Source organism: Rhodococcus mengyinensis (genome assembly GCF_048381435.1).
Classification (GTDB): domain Bacteria; phylum Actinomycetota; class Actinomycetes; order Mycobacteriales; family Mycobacteriaceae; genus Rhodococcus_F; species Rhodococcus_F opacus_D.
In genome coordinates, this window is record NZ_JBLWIT010000116.1 from 143,611 (window position 1) to 160,043 (window position 16,433).

Here is a 16,433-nt window from a genome sequence, read left to right on the forward strand (position 1 = left end):
GTCACGAACGGGAACCCGATGTGCGTCACTGGGGTACGGCAAAAAAGCGCCTGACGTGCCGTCCGGTCTGCTTCATGCGCGAGACCCGTGACCGAACCGTTATAGTCGGCGTCATGACTTCAGTTCTCGGTGTATCGGTAGGCGCCAGCGCGGTGCGCTTCGCGTGCCACGACGCCGTGACTCTCGAAACGCCGATCTTCCAATCGCGCTCGGTGACCGCAACACTCGAACGGCCGGAGGAACTGGCTGCCGAGTCCATCGGGACGGTCCTCGCCGAGCGCGACGAAGCCGACGAGGTGCAGGCCATCGGTGTCGCGTACCAGGACGAGGCGCAGGCCGGTGCCGTGCAGGCCGCGATGTCGCGGCTGCAGATCGGCAACTTCCAGTTGGTCCCCGAAGTGACGGCCGCGCTCCAGATGCTGGAGATGTCCGGAGAACTCGGCGACCACTCGACGCTCGTGTTCTATGACCTCGGCAGTTCGGGTCTCACCGTCACCGTGGTCGACCGGGACACCGGCATGGTGCTGAGCAGTGCGCGTTCGGACCAGATCAGCGGCGATCTCGTCGACCGGTTGATCTGTGACAATCAACTCGAGCTGCGCCGCTTCGCGCACCCTGCCGACGCGGCAGCCGCGCTTGCGCTGGCCGCGCGGTGCCGCGATGCGAAGGAGCAGCTGTCCACGAACGGCGCCGTGTGCATGCCGGGCGAGGGCGGGCTTCTTCTCCTGTCGCAGGACGGTTTCGATTCGCTCATCGTGGGCCCGGTCGAGACGTCGGCGCGCCTGACCCGCGAGGTTATTCGCCGCTCGGGACGCCTTCCTGACGCTGCGGTGCTGATCGGCGGCGGCGCGCATATTCCGTTGGTCACATCCGTGATGGAGTCCTGGCTCGACCTTCCGGTGATCGTCCCCGCGCAGCCCGAACTGGTGGCGGCCGAGGGTGCGGCCCTGCTGGCGCGCCCGACGTCCGACGAGTTCGTCGGGGCGGCGGCGCCGGAGCACCGGTTCGAGCCCGAGCCCGAGCCGGAGCCCGAGCCGGAGTTGGAGCTCGAGTCCGAGCTGGAGCCCGAGCCCGAGGCGCTGCTCGAGGAGCACGCGCCGGTTCGGAAGCGTCGTGGCCTCGTCCTCGCCGGCAGTGTGGTCGCCGTGGTCGCGGCGGTGGGTCTCGGACTCGGCGTCGGCACCGACCTCCTGCAGGGTTCCGAGCAGGACGCACAGCCGGCCGCCACGCAGTCGAACACGCAGGCACCGGCAGCGCGGCAGGTGATACCGCCACAACCCACGACGACCACGGATGTGGCCCCACCTTCGGAGGCCGCCCCGTCGGTGGTCGACGAGCAGCCGGTGATCCCGCCGCAGACCGAGGTGCGCACCACGTACCAGCCGCAGGCTCAGAGTTCGACTCAGGCGCCGGCCGCCCCCGGGAGCCAGAGTGTCGTGCCGTCCGACACGTCGGCGCCGCCGACCACACCCGAACCCGCTCCGCTCATTCCGGGTCTGCCGCAGATTCAGCTGCCGACCATTCCGCCGCCGGCACCGCTCCCTATGCCGGAGTTTCCCCGGATCCCCGGGCTCTGAGCCCATATAACGAAGCCGGGGGCCGCGAGGCCCCGACACGCGTTCCGTGATCAAACCGTTATAGTCGTTCCATGGTTTCAGTTCTCGGTGTATCGGTGGGTGCCAGCGCGGTACGCGTGGCGTATCCGGACGACGAGGGGGCCGTCATCCGGTCGTTTCCGGTGGACGCCGCCCTCGAGCACCCGGAACACCTGGTTGCCGATGCCATCGGAACGGTGATGGCCGAGCGCCCCGACGACGACGTGCAGGTGTTCGGTGTCGCGTACCGGGACGAGGCGCAGGCCGCCGCCGTGCGGGCCGCGATCGACTGCCGGCTGGTCCCGGAAGTGACGGCCGCGCTCCGGATGCTCGAGCAGTCGGGGCAGCTCGGCGACCATTCGACGCTCGTGTTCTGCGACCTCGGCAGCTCCGGCCTCACCGTCACCGTCGTCGACCGACTCACCGGCGTGGTGCTCGCGACGGCCCGTACCGACGAGATCAGCGGTGATCTCGTCGACCGGTTGATCCGCGACCACCAGCTGGGCGAGAAGCGCATCGCGCCACCGGCCGACGAGGCCGCGGAGTCGGCGCTCGACGCCCGGTGCCGCCGCGCCAAGGAAGAGCTGTCCACCAACACCGCGGTGTGTGTGCCCGGCGACGGCGGTCTACTCCTGCTCTCGCAGGACATTCTCGACTCGCTGATCGTGCGCCACGTCGAAGCGTCGGCGCGTCTGGCCCGCGAGGTGATCGAATCGTCCGGGCGTGCTGCGGACGCGGTGATTCTGATCGGGGGCGGCGCGCATATTCCGCTGGTCGCGTCTCTGATGGAATCGTGGCTCGCGCTCCCGGTGATCGTGCCGGCGCAGCCGGAACTGGTGGCCGCGGAGGGCGCTGCGCTGCTGGCGCAGGAACGCTCGGATACTTCGGACCGCGCAGGCACCGCGAGGTTCACGACACCCGTCATCCGCGGTGGCGCGCTGGCGGGCGGTGCGCTGGCCGTCGTCGCCGTGATCGGTCTCGGCCTCGGCGTCGGTGGCAGCCACCTGCAGAGCTCCGACGGTGACGCACGTCCGGTCGCAACTCAGCCGAGTGACGTGGACGTCTCTCCGTCGCCTGCGCCGGCACCGGTGTCGACGCCACCGCCGTCGGCCGCGGTGTCGGTTCCGGGCCCGGTCGAGGAGGAGGCGAGCGTGCCGGAACCCGCTCCCGCGCCTGCCCCCGCCCCGCATCCCCTCATTCCCGGTCTGCCGCAGATTCAGCTGCCGACCCTCCCGCCGCCGCCTCCGCTCCCTCCGCTGCCCCGGATTCCGGGCCTCTAGCGGCCGCTCACCGACGCAGCATGTCCCTGACGTGACCGGTCTCGTTGACCGACGCCACTCGCCGCTCTCCGCTGCGGGAGACGAGCACCCGGGTCACGGAGACGTACTCGATCGGGAAGACGAGGGGTCGGTCGAGCCCGAGCAGTTGCTGGAGGAACACGTTGATGACGCCGCCGTGGGCGAACACGGCGACGGTGTCCTCGTGGCCGGACTCGTCGACGATGCGGCCGAGGGTCTCGAAGACCCGGGTCCGGAATGCGTCGGCGTCGACGGACTTCGGGAACTCGCCGGCCCGAATCCGGGCGAAGGCCTCGGGTGCCCGCGCCTCCGCCTCGTGGAACGGGATGTAGTGGTCGAGGTCGTAGTCGTACTCCGCGAGGCCGACGTACTCGGTGACGGGCAGGTTGAGGGCCTCGGCGACCGGCGCAGCCGTCTCGAGTGCGCGGCGCTGCGGGCTGCTCACGATCCGGGCGATGCGGTACGGGGCCAGCGCGGCAGGCAGCCGCTTGGCCTGGGCGTGACCTTCCTCGGTCAGTGCGGGGTCCGCGCGCCCGTCGGACGCGGTGACGAGCTCGGGCAGCGCGTGGCGGATCAGTAGCAGTTGCACGTCGATCAGCTTGCCAGCTCCCGTACCAGTGCCGCGATCTGGCCGGGCTGATCGATCATGGATTGGTGGTGCGCGGGACGCACGACGCGGAACGCGGCACCGAGGAACTCCGCGAATTGTCGCTGCATGCGGATCCACGCCGACCCCCACGGTGTCGGACGTCCGGTGTGGGCGGCGGCCACGACGACGGGTGCCGTCATCGTCGTGGTCTCGCGCAGCGCGGCCAGCTCCTGCGCCAGCGCCGGGTACGACGCGTTCTCGACGATCGAGGATTCGAGGTACGCCGGCTCACGGTAGATCCGTTCGACCCACCGGCGGGTGCCCGGCGCGATCCCGTCGGGGGGTGTCGAGTGGTTCAGGATCCGGCGGACCGTGGGGCCGAGGAGTCGTTGCAGCCCCACCCTGCTGGCCGTTCGGGCCACCCGTCTGCCCATCGTGACGCGCCATCGGGTCGGGATCACGCGGTGCGGATGGGCCGTGACGGTGGCGTCCAGCAGGATCACGCCGCCGGTTCGGTCGGGGTACAGCCGGGCGAAGGCCTCGACGTAGATGCCGCCGAGTGAGTGGCCGACGAGCACCGCGGGGGTGGTCACGGACAGCGCGTCGAGAACCTCGGCGATTCTCCCGGCCTCGCCGCGGGCGAACGGCCGCTCGGCGGACGGGGGACTGAAGCCGTACCCGGGGCGATCGATCCGCACCACGAGGCAGCTCCCGGACAGCAGCTCGGTCACCTCGTCCCAGTCGAACCAGTTTCCGCCCAGGCCGCCGTAGAGGACGACGGGTGGACCCTCACCGTCGACCACTACGTGCACTCCCGCGACCATTTCCCCAGGACGTTTCACGTGGAACCATCCCTTTCGGGGGTGACGTGAATCACGCTGAGTGCCACGAAGATCAGCCATCCACAGAAGGCGAGTAGCTGGACACGCTGGCCGAGCCCGAGCCAGGCGTCCTGTTCGCCGCGCAATCCCGCGGCCGTCAGCGTCCATATCGTGCCCCCGACGAACACCGTCGCCACGGCCACGCCGGTAATTTTCAACCAGGCCGGCCAGCCGTAGCGGAACGCGGCCAACAGGAACGCGAGGGACGACACCACGCCTCCCGTCGAGGCGGACGCGCTGGTCACGGCGTGCAGATCATGGGTGACGGGCAGGTGTCCGGCGGCCTCACGCGCGGCGCAGGCGGGGTTGTTGGTGGCCGCGCAACTCAATGGCAGGCGCGAATCCGCAATGGTCGCGAGTGCGAACACGATCAGCGCGATCCACCCGACCGCCGTCGCCCAGCCCTGCGAGTACCGCGACAGTCCGAGCACCCCGGCCACGGCGACGATGCATCCGGTCACCAGGTCGCCGGTCCGGAACCAGATTCCGTACGGCTGGTCCGCGGCGGCGAGTTCGCTCGCGTACCCCCGCAGCGGATCGATGCCGGTGTCGAGGACGAATTCGAGCAGCCACGACGCGTAGCCGACGGCGCCGAGGATCAGCAACGCCGCGACGGCCACCCGGCCACGGGAGGTCATTGCCTCGGCTTGGCCAGGGGGAACGCGAGGGTTTCACGGATGCTGCCGCCGGTGATGAGCATGACCACCCGGTCGACGCCCATGCCGAGCCCACCGGTCGGGGGCATGGCATGTTCGAGGGCCTGCAGGAAGTCCTCGTCGAGTTCCATCGCCTCCTCGTCACCGCCGGCGGCGAGCATCGACTGCTCGGTGAGCCGGTTCCGCTGATCCACCGGGTCGGTGAGTTCGCTGTACGCGGTGCCGAGTTCGACGCCCCACGCGACGAGGTCCCACTTCGCGGCGACCCCCGGAATCGTGGGGTGCGGCCGGGTGAGCGGTGACATCGACGTCGGGAAGTTGGTGTAGAACGTGGGGAATTCGGTGTAGTCCTCCACCAGGTGCTCGTACATTTCCTGCGCGACGGCGCCGGCGTCCCAGGTGGACTGGTACGGGATCTCGTGCTCGTCGCAGAGCCGTTGCAGTTCCGCGAGCGGCGTCTCGGGTGAGACGTCGACGCCGAGCTTCTCGGCGACCGCCTGGTGCATCGTCTTGACGGGCCATTCGCCGGAGATGTCGACTTCCACCAGCACGCCGTCGGGGCCTGGCCGCATGATGATCTCGCGTCCGTACGCCGCGATCGCCGCGGTCTGGATGAGCTCCCGGCACAGCACCATCATCTTCTCGTAGTCGCTGTGCGCCTCGTACGCCTCGAGGATCGTGAACTCGGGATTGTGTTTGAAATCGACGCCCTCGTTTCGGAAGACGCGGCCGATCTCGAACACCTTCTCCATGCCGGCTACGCACAGCCGCTTGAGGTACAGCTCCGGCGCGATCCGCAGGTACAGGTCCAGGTTGTAGGCGTTGATGTGGGTGAGGAACGGGGCCGCGTTGGCGCCGCCGTGCACCTGCTGCAGGATCGGTGTCTCCACCTCGAGGAAGCCGCGCCCGCCGAGCGAATCGCGCAGCGACTTCACGACGGCGCTGCGGGCCTCGAGCAGTCGGCGGGCATCGGAGTTGATGGCCAGGTCGACGTACCGCTGCCGGACGCGGGTCTCCGGGTCGGACAGGCCCTTCCACTTGTCCGGCAGGGGGTGCAGGCACTTGCCGGTCATGCGCCATTCGTTCGCGAGCAGCGACAGCGCGCCACGGCGGCTGTATCCGATGACGCCGGCGACCTCGACGAGGTCACCGAGGTCGAACTCGGCGGCGAACGCCCGGATGCGGTCGGTGCCCACCCGGGCCTCGTCGACGAGGATCTGGATGTCGCCGGACCAGTCCCGGACCACCGCGAACACGACGCCGCCGTAGTCGCGGATCCGGAGCAGGCGGCCCGCGATACGGACCGTCGTTCCCTCCGGCGACTCCACGGCCTCGGTCACCGTGTGGCTGGGCGGATACGCGACGGGATAGGGGTCGATGCCCTGTTCGGCGAGGCCGGCCAGTTTGTCGAGGCGGACGCGGACCTGCTCGGGACGTTTCGGGCCGGTCGCCGTCGGTGCGAGGCCTTCGCCCGGTGCGCTGCCGTCGGAGTGCAGTCCTTCGGCGGCGACGAGTGCGGCGGGGACCGCGGCGTGGGTGCCGGTGTGCTCGAGGGCGTCCCGGGTTCCGGAGCGGCCGAACCGGGGCAAAGTCACGAATCCTTCCGCGACGGCCGACGCGAATCCGACGCGCAGCAGTTCCCGGTTGTCCTCGAAGCAGAGGAACCGCGGCACCCATTCCGGCTGGTACTTCACGTTCGACCGGTACAGCGCCTCGAGCTGCCACCAACGGGAGAAGAAGACGAGGATCGAACGCCAGATCCGCAGGATGGGTCCGGCCCCGATGCGGGAGCCTTCCTCGAAGACGGAGCGGAACACCGCGAAGTTCAGCGACACCTTGGTGATGCCGAATTGATCCGAGGTGGTGGCCAATTCGGACACCATCAGCTCCACCACCCCGTTGGGGGACGTCGGCTTGCGTCGCATCAGGTCGAGGGAGACACCGGTCGGCCCCCACGGCACCAGCGACAGGATGCCGTCGATCTCGCCGTCCTCGGCGACCGCCTCCACCAGCAGGCAGTCGCCGTCGAGGCGGTCACCGAGCCGGCCGAGGGCCATGGAGAAACCGCGCTCGGTCTCGGTGTCGCGCCACGCGTCCGCGAGCCGGATGGTCTCGGCCATCTCCTCCGCTGGGACGTCCCGGTGTCTGCGGATCCGGACGGTGACGCCCTGACGCCGGACGCGGGTGACGGCTTGGCGGACCTGCCGCATGTCGCGTCCGCTGAGGTTGAATTCGCGGGTGCGGAGGATGGCTTCGTCGCCGAGCTGGAGCACGGTGAGACCGGCCTTGTTGTAGGCGGTGGCGCCGGTTTCGCTGGCGCCCATCACGGCGGTGGCCCAGCCGTATTGGGACGCGAGCGCCTGCCACGCCTCGATCGCGTGCGGCCACGCTTCCGGGTCGCCGATCGGGTCGCCGCTCGCCAGGCACACGCCTAGCTCGACGCGGTAGGTGATCGCCGCCTTCCCGCTGGGTGCGAACACGACGGCCTTGTCGCGGCGGGTGGCGAAGTAGCCGAGGGAGTCGTCCGCGCCGTACTGCAGCAGGAGCCCGCGCAACGCCGATTCGTCGTTGCCGGTGAGCGCGTTGTGGGAGCGCTGGGCACGGAACAGGGTGATGACGGCGGCGAGCAGTGCGATCGCACCGAACAGGCCGAGGAGGGTGTTGACGAATCCGTGTGGCCGCCCGGTGAATTGTTCGTTGTCGGCGGCGGCGAGCGCGGTCACGCGATTCAGCGCCCACAGGAAGCGTTCATTCGGCGGCAGGGTGCCGGGGAACAGTTCGACGAGTCCCCAGCCGAGGAGGGTGCCGATGGCGAGCCCGACGATGAGTACGCCGAGGGCTTTCCAGCCGGCGCCGCGCCGGACTCGGGTGTAGAACTCCGGGCGGGCAGCGATGAGGATGCCGATCAGCACCACCTGGACCACGGCGGCGACCATCGCATTCACGTTCTTGTCCGTGATGCTCACGATCACGTTGGTGATCAGGATCAGAACGAGATAGATCGTGAGCAGCCACCAGGCGATCCGCTTGCGGCTCGCGAGCGCCGCCGCGAGCAGCGCGACCACCAGAGCCCAGGACAGGCTGGTGTCGGGGGCGTCGAAGTAGTAGGTGTCGACGTATTCCCGTGGCACGTGCACGTAGTAGCGCAGCACCGGCGAGATGCTCCACAGGAACACGAGCACCGAGAAGACGCCCAGGATCAGTCCCGCGATGTGGGGAACCTTGTGCAGGCGCCCGTTCTTCGAGCCGAGGCCGGGGCGGGGCCGTGGTGCGGTGGGGACCGCCGCCTCGGACGCGTGGTGTGTCTCGGTGCTAGCTGACATCGAGCGTTTCCTTCCCGGCGAGAGATACGTACCGATCACGGGAGACAGGTGTTCCAGTGTTCAGTGTGAGCCGTCGGGCCGCGATTTGGGTCAAGAGGGAAGATAGAGGCATGTCCGACATCCACGACGCCGTCCCGATCCGCGACGAATCCATCCGTCTCGGCCAATTCCTCAAGCTCGCCAACCTCATCGAGTCGGGTGCCGAGGCGAAGGAAGTGATCGCCGACGGACTCGTGTCGGTGAACGGTGAGGTCGAGGTGCGGCGGGGGCGGCAGTTGCGGGACGGGGACGTCGTGGAGATCGGTGGGATGACGGCTCGGGTGAGTTCTCAGTCCTGACGGTGTGCGGTCGCGAACCTCTGCAGGAACAGCGCTTCGGCGACGGCGAGGTTCTCGATTTCGCTGGGATCCACACTTTCGTTGGGGGCGTGGATGAGGCAGCGCGGTTCCTCCACCCCGATCAGGGCGATCTCCGCTGTGGGGACGGCGGCGGCGAAGACGTTGCACAGCGGGATGGAGCCGCCCTGCCCGACGGTTCCCAGTTCCTTCCCGAACGCCTCCTCCATTGCCGCACCGAGGGCTGCGTAGCCGGGACCGTCGGTGGTGGCGCGGAACGGGGAGCCCACCGCTTCGCGTTCCACCGTCACCCGCGCATTCCACGGGGCGGCGTTCTCGAGGTGCGCGGCGAGGGCGTCCTGCGCCTTCTGCGGGTCCATTCCGGGTGGTACCCGCAGGTTGAGGCGCGCCGATGCGCGCGGCGAGATGGCGGCGGCCGAGCCGACCACCGGCGGGCAGTCGATGCCGAGGATCGTCAGGGCCGGCCGTGCCCACACGGCGTCGGCGACGGAACTCGAACCGGCGAGACCCACACCGTCGAGCACGCCGGCGTCGGTGCGGAACTGCGCCTCGGGGTAGTCGACCCCCGTCCACTTCTGGTCCGACTCGAGCCCGTCGACGACGGTGTTGCCGTCCGCGTCACGCAGGGTGGCGAGCATCTGGACGAGGGCGGCCAGCGCGTCGGGGGCGGGCCCGCCGAACATGCCCGAATGCACCTCCCCGGCCAGGGTCTCGACGTGGACCACGACGTTCGCGATGCCGCGCAGCGTTGTGGTGACGGTCGGGCGGCCGACCGCGGCGTTTCCGGTGTCGACGACGAGGATCATGTCGGCGTCGAAGAGTTCGGGCCTGGCCTCGACGAGGTTCTCGAGCCCGCCGGTGCCCATCTCCTCGGATCCCTCGGCGACGATTCTGATGCCGACGGGGAACGGGGTGCCGAGCGCGCGCAGCGCCAGCAGGTGCATCACGATATTGCCCTTGCAGTCGGCAGCGCCGCGCCCGTACCAGCGGCCGTCCCGCTCGGTGAGGGTGAAGGGGTCGGTGTGCCACAGCTTCTCGTCGCCGGGCGGTTGAACGTCGTAGTGGCAGTACAGCAGTACCGTCGGGGCCCCGTCGGGCGCGGGCTGATGTCCGACGACGGCGTGTGAACCGTCGGACGTCTCGAGCAGTTCGACCTGGCCGATTCCGGCCCCGATGAAGGCGTCCCGGACCCATTCGGCGGCGCGAACGCATTCCTCCGGCGGGAACTGCCGCGGATCGGCCACCGACCGCATCGCCACCAGTTCGGCGAGTTCGTCACGGGCCGCGGGCATCAGCCCGGCTACCTTGGAACGGATTTCGTCGGACATCGACGCCTCCTCGGGGTTCGCTCGGTTCTCGCCGGATCAGCGGACGACGACGCCGTCCTGATCGCTGTAGACGGTCTCGCCGGGATTGAACGTGACGCCGCCGATCTCGATCGGGACGTTCTTCTCACCGGAGCCGGTCTGGGTGCTCTTGCGGGGGTTGGTACCCAGTGCCTTGACGCCGATGTCGAGGGTCTTCAGGATCGCCGAGTCGCGGACCGCGCCGTTGACGATCACACCGGCCCAGCCGTTGTCGACGCCGCGTCCGGCGATGATGTCGCCGACCAGGGCGGTGTGGATGCTGGCGTCGCCGTCGACCACCAGGACGCCGCCGTTGCCGGGCTCGCCGAGGGTCTGCTTGACCAGCAGGTTGTCCTGGAAGCACTTGATGGTGGTGATGGGGCCGGAGAACACTTCACGGCCGCCGAACTGGATGAACTGCGTGTCGCAGCTCCGGATGTCGGGTCCGATCTCGTCTGCCAGGTCAGCGGTTGCCACGGGTTCAGTCATACGCGTCAGGATAGAGGGCCGGCGCTGGGAGAATGCGGGGCATGACCATTGCAGTGACAGGAGCCACGGGGTCGATCGGCGGCAAGGTGCTCAAGCGGCTCGGCGGCGGCGCCGGGGTCCGGCTGATCGGGCGGAACGCGCAGCGGCTCGAGCCGCTGGCCGAGCATTTCGACTCCGCGTTCGCGGTGGCCACGTATGCCGACGGTCCGGCGATGACCGCCGCGCTGGACGGCGTCCGGTTGCTGTTCCTGGTCTCGGGACACGAGAGCGCCACCCGCCGCGAGGAGCACCGCATCGCCGTGGACGCCGCCCGTGCCGCCGGGGTGGAGCGGATCGTCTACCTGTCGTTTCTCGGCGCGGCGCCCGAGTGCACGTTCACGTTCGGGCGCGACCACTACTTCACGGAGCAGCACATCCGGGAGACCGGGCTGAAGTACACGTTCCTGCAGGACAGCTGGTACCAGTCGATGATCCCGCTGATGGCCGACGATCAGGGCGTCATCCGGGGTCCCGCCGGGGACGGCCGGGTGAGCGCGGTCGCGCCCGACGACGTCGCCGATGCGGTGACGGCGGTCCTCACCACCGGCAACGGCGACCACGACGGCGTCACCTATCGGCTGACCGGGCCGGAGGCGTCCACCCTCGCGGAGGCCGCCGAGACGATCACGAGGGTGACCGGACGTTCGGTGCGGTTCGAGAACGAGACGCTGGACGAGGCGTACGCGTCCCGCGCCCACTTCGGGGCGCCGGATTTCGAGGTCGCAGGGTGGGTGACCTCGTACGCAGCGATCGCGGCCGGTGAGTTGGCGGTGGTGACGGGGGACGTCGAGACGCTCACCGGGCGGCCGCCGCAGACCTTCGCCGACTACCTGAACAGCTACACTTGACCCGTCCTGGCATAGCGAGCGGTAGATAGGTCTTTGATGGTCAGCTCATCCAAGGGTGCGACGCCCACCGAGGTCGGCAACGCAGCGGACTGGCGCCGCCTCGAACCCACGAAGTTGACGCCGATCCTCAGCGCCTCCCTCGACGCGTTCTACGAACACGGTTTCCACGGCACGTCGGTGCGTGACATCGCCCGCCGAGTCGGTGTCACGGTACCCGCTCTCTATTACCACCACGAGAACAAGGAGGCCGTTCTCCTGGCGCTCCTGGAGCTCTCCACCAGCGACGTCCTCGAGCGCGCCCACGCCGCGAGCGCCGACGGCGGCGACGATCCGGTGCAGCGACTCGCGAACGTCATCGAGGCGATCGTGCTGCGGATGACCATGCGATCCCGTCTGGCGGCGCTCGAGAGCGAGGTGCGCTACCTGAGCCCGGAGAACCGGCAGCGTTACCGCACGGTCCGCAAGGGTGTGGAGGAACTGGTCCTCGAGATCGTCAAGGAAGGCAAGAAGCGGGAGCTCTTCGACGTGTCGGATGCCGCGGAGACGACGCGGGCGCTTCTCGGTATGTGCCAGTCGATTCCGCGCTGGTATCACGCCGAGGGCAAGCTGACCCCGGACGCGGTGGCCCGCAAGTATGTCGAGATCGCGATGAAGACCGTGGGGTCCACCGAGGCTCCCGTCAAGCCGAAGAAGAGGCGCACCGCCGGCGTCTGACCGGCGATGCGTCTCGGCATGGTTTCGGTTGTCAGCTACCCAGGCCCAGCCCCGGTGACGCGACGGCGTCGAACTGCGTCGTCGTCTCGGCGGGTGTGCCGTTCGGTGGGGCGAAGGTGAACACGACGGTGTAGCGGCCGGCCTCGTGCGTCCGGATCGCTGCCGTCCCGGCACCGAGGGTGAGTGGGATGGTTCGCGTGTTCACGTCGCCGTCGGGCTCGGTGATTTCGAGTTCGACCGGAGTGGATCCGTCCGTGCCGGTCGGGGTGGGGGTGACCAGCGCGCCGAGCGTCACCAGGTTGTTGGCGTAGACGGTCCCGAGCGGCGGAACGACGGAGATCTGATAGGTGGTTGCGGCGGTTGCCGTGGGCGCCAGAGCAAGTGCGGCTGCTCCTGCCAATGCGGCAACGGTCAAGGTCCCTCGCGAGAAGTTCACACAATCCCTTCCTGTCGACGGTCTCTACGCGCAGCCACGTTACGGCAGAACCAGGTGATACCCGCCCCCATTCACCGTGTGTCCGAGAATAGTTCGAACACACGGCTTTCCGTCGATCACGCTGCCAAAGCGGTTCAGGATGCGGTGTTTTCCCGCGCGACCGTACCGTTGGTGTGCTGCACGGGGCAGGTTCTGGGGAAGGTGCCCAGTTTCTCCACTTCGTACCCGGTCGGGTAGCTGCGAATGTTCGGCAGGTCGCGCGCGAACTTGGGCACCGTGCGCACGGGATAGAACCGGACGAGGCGGGCGCGGGCCTTCAACGCACCCCGCGACAGAGTTCGCGCGAGGCGGGACGGCCTGCGGTAGGCGAACGCGTCGAGCAGCGGATCGTCCATGAGCGCCCAGGAGAATCGCTTGATCAGGGCGGCGGGCGCGAGGTTGTTCGGCGGGAACGTGCAGAGGAGTTCGAGCGTCGAGTCGGCGACGGCGCGGCCTCCCTCGTCGAAGAGGAAGTGTTCACGCTCGTAGTCGTCGAGGAATTTCTCGAACGCCTCGAACGTCTCGGGAATCTGCTTGATGCCCATGTACTTGCCGAGTGCACGGTAGTAGTTGGTGGACCCGACGATCTCGTTGCGGGTGAGTTTCCGCCAGCCGAAGTCGTCGATCCAGCGCACCGGGGTCACCACGAACGTCGACAGCACGTACCGCATGTCGTCATTGGAGATGTCGTAGGAGCCGTGCATCTGGTTCATCCGGCGGATCCCGGCGCGACCGGGATCGCTGGTGAGGCCGTGTTCGAGGACGGCGTCGAGGATCAGGCCGGTGTCGTCGTAGCGTTTCTGCACGCGCTCGGTGAATTCACCCGTCTCGAACAGCAACCGCCCGATGGTCGGCACGGCGTACGTCCGGAACAGCGCGAAGCTGAGGGCCTGGTTGATGTCCCAGGGAAATTCCTGCGTGCCGAGAATGCGAGCGATCTCTTCGTACTGCGTCTCGGGATCGAGTCGGTCGGTCCGGCGACGTAGATCGAAGCGTTTCATGGGTTTCACTTCCTGCAGCGGCTGTGACGGAGGTCCACGTGATTTAGCGATCGTTCAGACGACTCGACTGTAACGCCGTTCACAGTGCGACGCCAGAGTGGCATTATGCAAACACATGGCACGAAATTCACCGCAGACCGAACGCATCGTGATGCTCACGGAACTCCTGGCAGACGAGCCGGAGACGCCCCGGAGCCTCGCCGACATCGCCCGGCACCTCGGCGTCGCGAAGGCCACCTGCTATCCGATGGTCGTGGCCCTGACCGAGGCGGGCTGGCTCATCCGGCACCCCACCCGCAAGACCTACCGTCTCGGGCCCGCGCTGATCCCGGTCGGCCGCGCCGCCGAGACGGCCACGGACGTCGTCGACCTCGCGCGGTCGGTGATGCACGAACTGGCCGACGCGTCCGACATGGCGTCCATCGCGTTCGTGCAATCGGGCAGCGACGTGGTGGTCGCGGAGGTGGTCCAGCCGGTGGGGGGTCGCCGCGGAACCCTGGGCCTGCGGCTCGGTGACAAGGTGCTGCTCGCGCCGCCCATCGGTTCGGGGATCGCGGCCTGGTATCCGCCGGAGCAGCGCGAGGAATGGTATGCCCTCGGCGGGCAGAATCTCGGAGTCGAGGTGGACGTGCTGCGGGCGACGTACGAGCCGGCCCTCACGCGCGTCCGGGAGCGCGGATACGCGATGGAATGCATGGAGCAGCAACAGCATTCGCTCGCGGATGCCGTGTCGGAACTCCGCGGTCGCGGTGTGGGCGGGCACCGCTCGACCGTCGCGCTGCGGGAGGCGCGCAAATTGTTGTCGGCGGATGCGGTGGTCGGTGACATCGACCCGGAGGGCAGCTATCAGCCGCTGTCGATCAATGCGGCGGCCTTCGACCGTGACGGTGAACCCGCGGTCGTGCTGTGCGTCGCCGACGCGTCCCGGCCGATGTCGGGTGTGCGCACGGCGGAGATCGGTGAATTGGTCCGCGACGCCGCGGCGCGGGTGACGGCCGCCATGCACGGCCGCCACCCGTGAGTACTTGGTCAACCGGGGGCGGTTGACCAAGTACTCACAAGCTATTTCAGTTCGGCGAGGACGGTGCCCTGGGTGATGGCGGCGCCGGGTTCGACGGCGAGGCCGGTGACGACGCCGGCCTTGTGGGCGTTGACGGGGTTTTCCATCTTCATGGCCTCGAGGACGGCGATGAGGTCGCCCTCGGCGACTTGTTGGCCTTCTTCGACGGCGACCTTGACGACGGTGCCCTGCATGGGGGCGGTGACGGCGTCACCGGAGGCGGCGCCGCCGTGAGCGCCGCCGCGGGTGCGGGCCTTGGGCTTCTTGCGGACCGCCCCGGCCGCGGCACCGGCGCCGGTGCCGAGGGTGAACTGGCCGGGCAGGGACACCTCGACGCGGCGGCCGCCGACCTCGACGACGACGTTCTGCCGGGGCCCGGTCTCGTCCTCGTCGATCGGCTGGGTGCCGGTGAACGGTTCGATCTGGTTGTCCCATTCGGTTTCGATCCACTTGGTGTAGACGTCGAATGAGGTGCCGTCGCCGATGAAGGCGGGGTCGGAGACGATGGCCCGGTGGAACGGGATGACCGTGGCCAGTCCTTCGACCTGGAATTCGGCGAGGGCGCGGCGGGCGCGGGCCAGGGCCTCGTCGCGGGTGGCGCCGGTGACGATGAGTTTGGCGAGCATGGAGTCGAACTGGCCGCCGATCACCGAGCCGGTTTCGACGCCGGAGTCCATCCGGACGCCGGGGCCGGTGGGGGGCACGAACTTGGTGACCGGGCCGGGGGCGGGCAGGAAGCCGCGGCCGGCGTCCTCGCCGTTGATGCGGAATTCGAAGGCGTGGCCGCGGGGGGTGGGGTCCTCGGTGAGGTCGAGGTGTTCGCCGTTGGCGATCTTGAACTGTTGCAGGACCAGGTCGATGCCGGCGGTTTCCTCGGTGACGGGGTGTTCGACCTGCAGGCGGGTGTTGACCTCGAGGAAGGAGACGGTGTCGCCCTGGACGAGGTATTCGACGGTGCCGGCGCCGTAGTAGCCGGCCTCTTTGCAGATGGCCTTGGCGGAGGTGTGGATGCGGTGGCGTTGGTCGTCGGTGAGGAACGGGGCGGGGGCCTCCTCGACGAGTTTCTGGAAGCGGCGTTGCAGGGAGCAGTCGCGGGTGCCGGCGACGATGACGTTGCCGTGCTGGTCGGCGATGACCTGGGCTTCGACGTGGCGGGCCTTGTCCAGATACTGTTCGACGAAGCATTCGCCGCGGCCGAACGCGGCGACGGCCTCGCGGGTGGCGGAGTCGAACAGTTCGGGGATTTCCTCGATGGTGTGGGCGACCTTCATGCCGCGCCCGCCCCCGCCGAACGCGGCCTTGATGGCGACGGGGACCCCGTATTCCTTGGCGAAGGCGACGACCTCGTCGGCGTTCTTGACGGGGTCCTTGGTGCCGGCGGCCATCGGGGCCTTGGCCTTTTCGGCGATGTGGCGGGCGGTGACCTTGTCGCCGAGGTCGCGGATCGATTGCGGGGAGGGGCCGATCCAGATCAGGCCGGCGTCGATCACGGCCTGCGCGAAGTCGGCGTTCTCGGAGAGGAAGCCGTAGCCGGGGTGGATGGCGTCGGCGCCGGACTTGGCGGCGGCGTCCAAAATTTTGTCGAACACCAGGTAGGACTCGGCGGAGGTCTGCCCGCCGAGGGCGAATGCTTCGTCGGCCAGGCGCACGAACGGGGCGTCGGCGTCGGGTTCGGCGTAGACGGCGACGCTGGCCAGGCCGGCATCGGCTGCGGCCCGGATCACCCGCACTGCAATCTCACCGCGGTTCGCGACGAGCACCTT

15 protein-coding genes are annotated in these 16,433 nt (G+C 68.8%); 6 read left to right on the forward strand and 9 right to left on the reverse strand.

Going from position 1 to position 16,433, the window contains the following annotated elements:
* Positions 1–113 precede the first annotated feature (113 nt).
* Together ACNJ7E_RS26170 and ACNJ7E_RS26175 are read left to right on the forward strand one after the other, a co-directional pair.
* Positions 114–1,577 (forward strand): DUF7159 family protein, encoded by a 1,464-nt coding sequence (locus ACNJ7E_RS26170; RefSeq protein WP_418341282.1) that lies wholly within the window; start codon positions 114–116, stop codon positions 1,575–1,577.
* Positions 1,578–1,648: 71 nt separating this feature from the next.
* Positions 1,649–2,875, forward strand: a complete 1,227-nt coding sequence (locus tag ACNJ7E_RS26175) for a DUF7159 family protein (RefSeq protein ID WP_418341283.1) — start codon at positions 1,649–1,651, stop codon at positions 2,873–2,875.
* A gap of 7 nt (positions 2,876–2,882) precedes the next feature.
* On the opposite strand, the gene ACNJ7E_RS26180 is transcribed toward ACNJ7E_RS26175, so the two are convergent.
* The 4 genes from ACNJ7E_RS26180 to lysX are packed head-to-tail and all read right to left on the reverse strand — an operon-like array spanning position 2,883 to position 8,342.
* Positions 2,883–3,482, reverse strand: a complete 600-nt coding sequence (locus tag ACNJ7E_RS26180) for a histidine phosphatase family protein (protein WP_280783124.1) — start codon at positions 3,480–3,482, stop codon at positions 2,883–2,885.
* A gap of 5 nt (positions 3,483–3,487) precedes the next feature.
* Positions 3,488–4,306: an alpha/beta fold hydrolase gene (locus tag ACNJ7E_RS26185; protein WP_418341293.1), complete on the reverse strand. Its 819-nt coding sequence runs from the start codon at positions 4,304–4,306 to the stop codon at positions 3,488–3,490.
* A gap of 14 nt (positions 4,307–4,320) precedes the next feature.
* Entirely contained in the window at positions 4,321–5,001 is a 681-nt protein-coding gene (locus ACNJ7E_RS26190) for a DUF998 domain-containing protein (protein WP_418341284.1), read from the reverse strand.
* Entirely contained in the window at positions 4,998–8,342 is a 3,345-nt protein-coding gene (lysX, locus tag ACNJ7E_RS26195; protein WP_418341285.1) for a bifunctional lysylphosphatidylglycerol synthetase/lysine--tRNA ligase LysX, read from the reverse strand. The genes ACNJ7E_RS26190 and lysX overlap by 4 nt, the downstream gene beginning before the upstream one ends.
* 110 nt (positions 8,343–8,452) lie before the next feature.
* Here lysX and ACNJ7E_RS26200 point away from each other — a divergent pair, with 110 nt between their 5' ends.
* Positions 8,453–8,680 (forward strand): RNA-binding S4 domain-containing protein, encoded by a 228-nt coding sequence (locus tag ACNJ7E_RS26200; RefSeq protein WP_005263380.1) that lies wholly within the window; start codon positions 8,453–8,455, stop codon positions 8,678–8,680.
* Here ACNJ7E_RS26200 and ACNJ7E_RS26205 read toward each other — a convergent pair.
* Entirely contained in the window at positions 8,671–10,026 is a 1,356-nt protein-coding gene (locus ACNJ7E_RS26205) for a dipeptidase (RefSeq protein WP_418341286.1), read from the reverse strand. The two genes, ACNJ7E_RS26200 and ACNJ7E_RS26205, sit on opposite strands and share 10 nt — an antisense overlap.
* A 36-nt stretch (positions 10,027–10,062) precedes the next feature.
* Positions 10,063–10,533: a ribonuclease E activity regulator RraA gene (gene rraA / locus ACNJ7E_RS26210; RefSeq protein WP_005563989.1), complete on the reverse strand. Its 471-nt coding sequence runs from the start codon at positions 10,531–10,533 to the stop codon at positions 10,063–10,065.
* Positions 10,534–10,574: 41 nt separating this feature from the next.
* Between rraA and ACNJ7E_RS26215 the strand changes: the two genes are divergently transcribed.
* On the forward strand, positions 10,575–11,420 hold the full coding sequence (locus ACNJ7E_RS26215) for an SDR family oxidoreductase (RefSeq protein WP_418341287.1): 846 nt from the start codon (positions 10,575–10,577) through the stop codon (positions 11,418–11,420).
* A 36-nt stretch (positions 11,421–11,456) separates the two neighbouring features.
* Entirely contained in the window at positions 11,457–12,134 is a 678-nt protein-coding gene (locus tag ACNJ7E_RS26220; RefSeq protein WP_005263375.1) for a TetR/AcrR family transcriptional regulator, read from the forward strand.
* A 31-nt stretch (positions 12,135–12,165) separates the two neighbouring features.
* Here the strand turns inward: ACNJ7E_RS26220 and ACNJ7E_RS26225 are convergent, their stop codons facing one another.
* On the reverse strand, positions 12,166–12,570 hold the full coding sequence (locus tag ACNJ7E_RS26225) for a hypothetical protein (protein ID WP_105417032.1): 405 nt from the start codon (positions 12,568–12,570) through the stop codon (positions 12,166–12,168).
* A gap of 134 nt (positions 12,571–12,704) precedes the next feature.
* Entirely contained in the window at positions 12,705–13,610 is a 906-nt protein-coding gene (locus ACNJ7E_RS26230; RefSeq protein ID WP_283354711.1) for an oxygenase MpaB family protein, read from the reverse strand.
* A gap of 115 nt (positions 13,611–13,725) precedes the next feature.
* On the opposite strand from ACNJ7E_RS26230, the gene ACNJ7E_RS26235 reads away from it, so the two are divergent.
* Positions 13,726–14,631 (forward strand): IclR family transcriptional regulator, encoded by a 906-nt coding sequence (locus ACNJ7E_RS26235; RefSeq protein ID WP_280783131.1) that lies wholly within the window; start codon positions 13,726–13,728, stop codon positions 14,629–14,631.
* Between the two features lie 41 nt (positions 14,632–14,672).
* On the opposite strand, the gene ACNJ7E_RS26240 is transcribed toward ACNJ7E_RS26235, so the two are convergent.
* The coding region (locus ACNJ7E_RS26240; protein WP_418341288.1) for an acetyl/propionyl/methylcrotonyl-CoA carboxylase subunit alpha at positions 14,673–16,433 on the reverse strand (1,761 nt) is incomplete at its 5' end.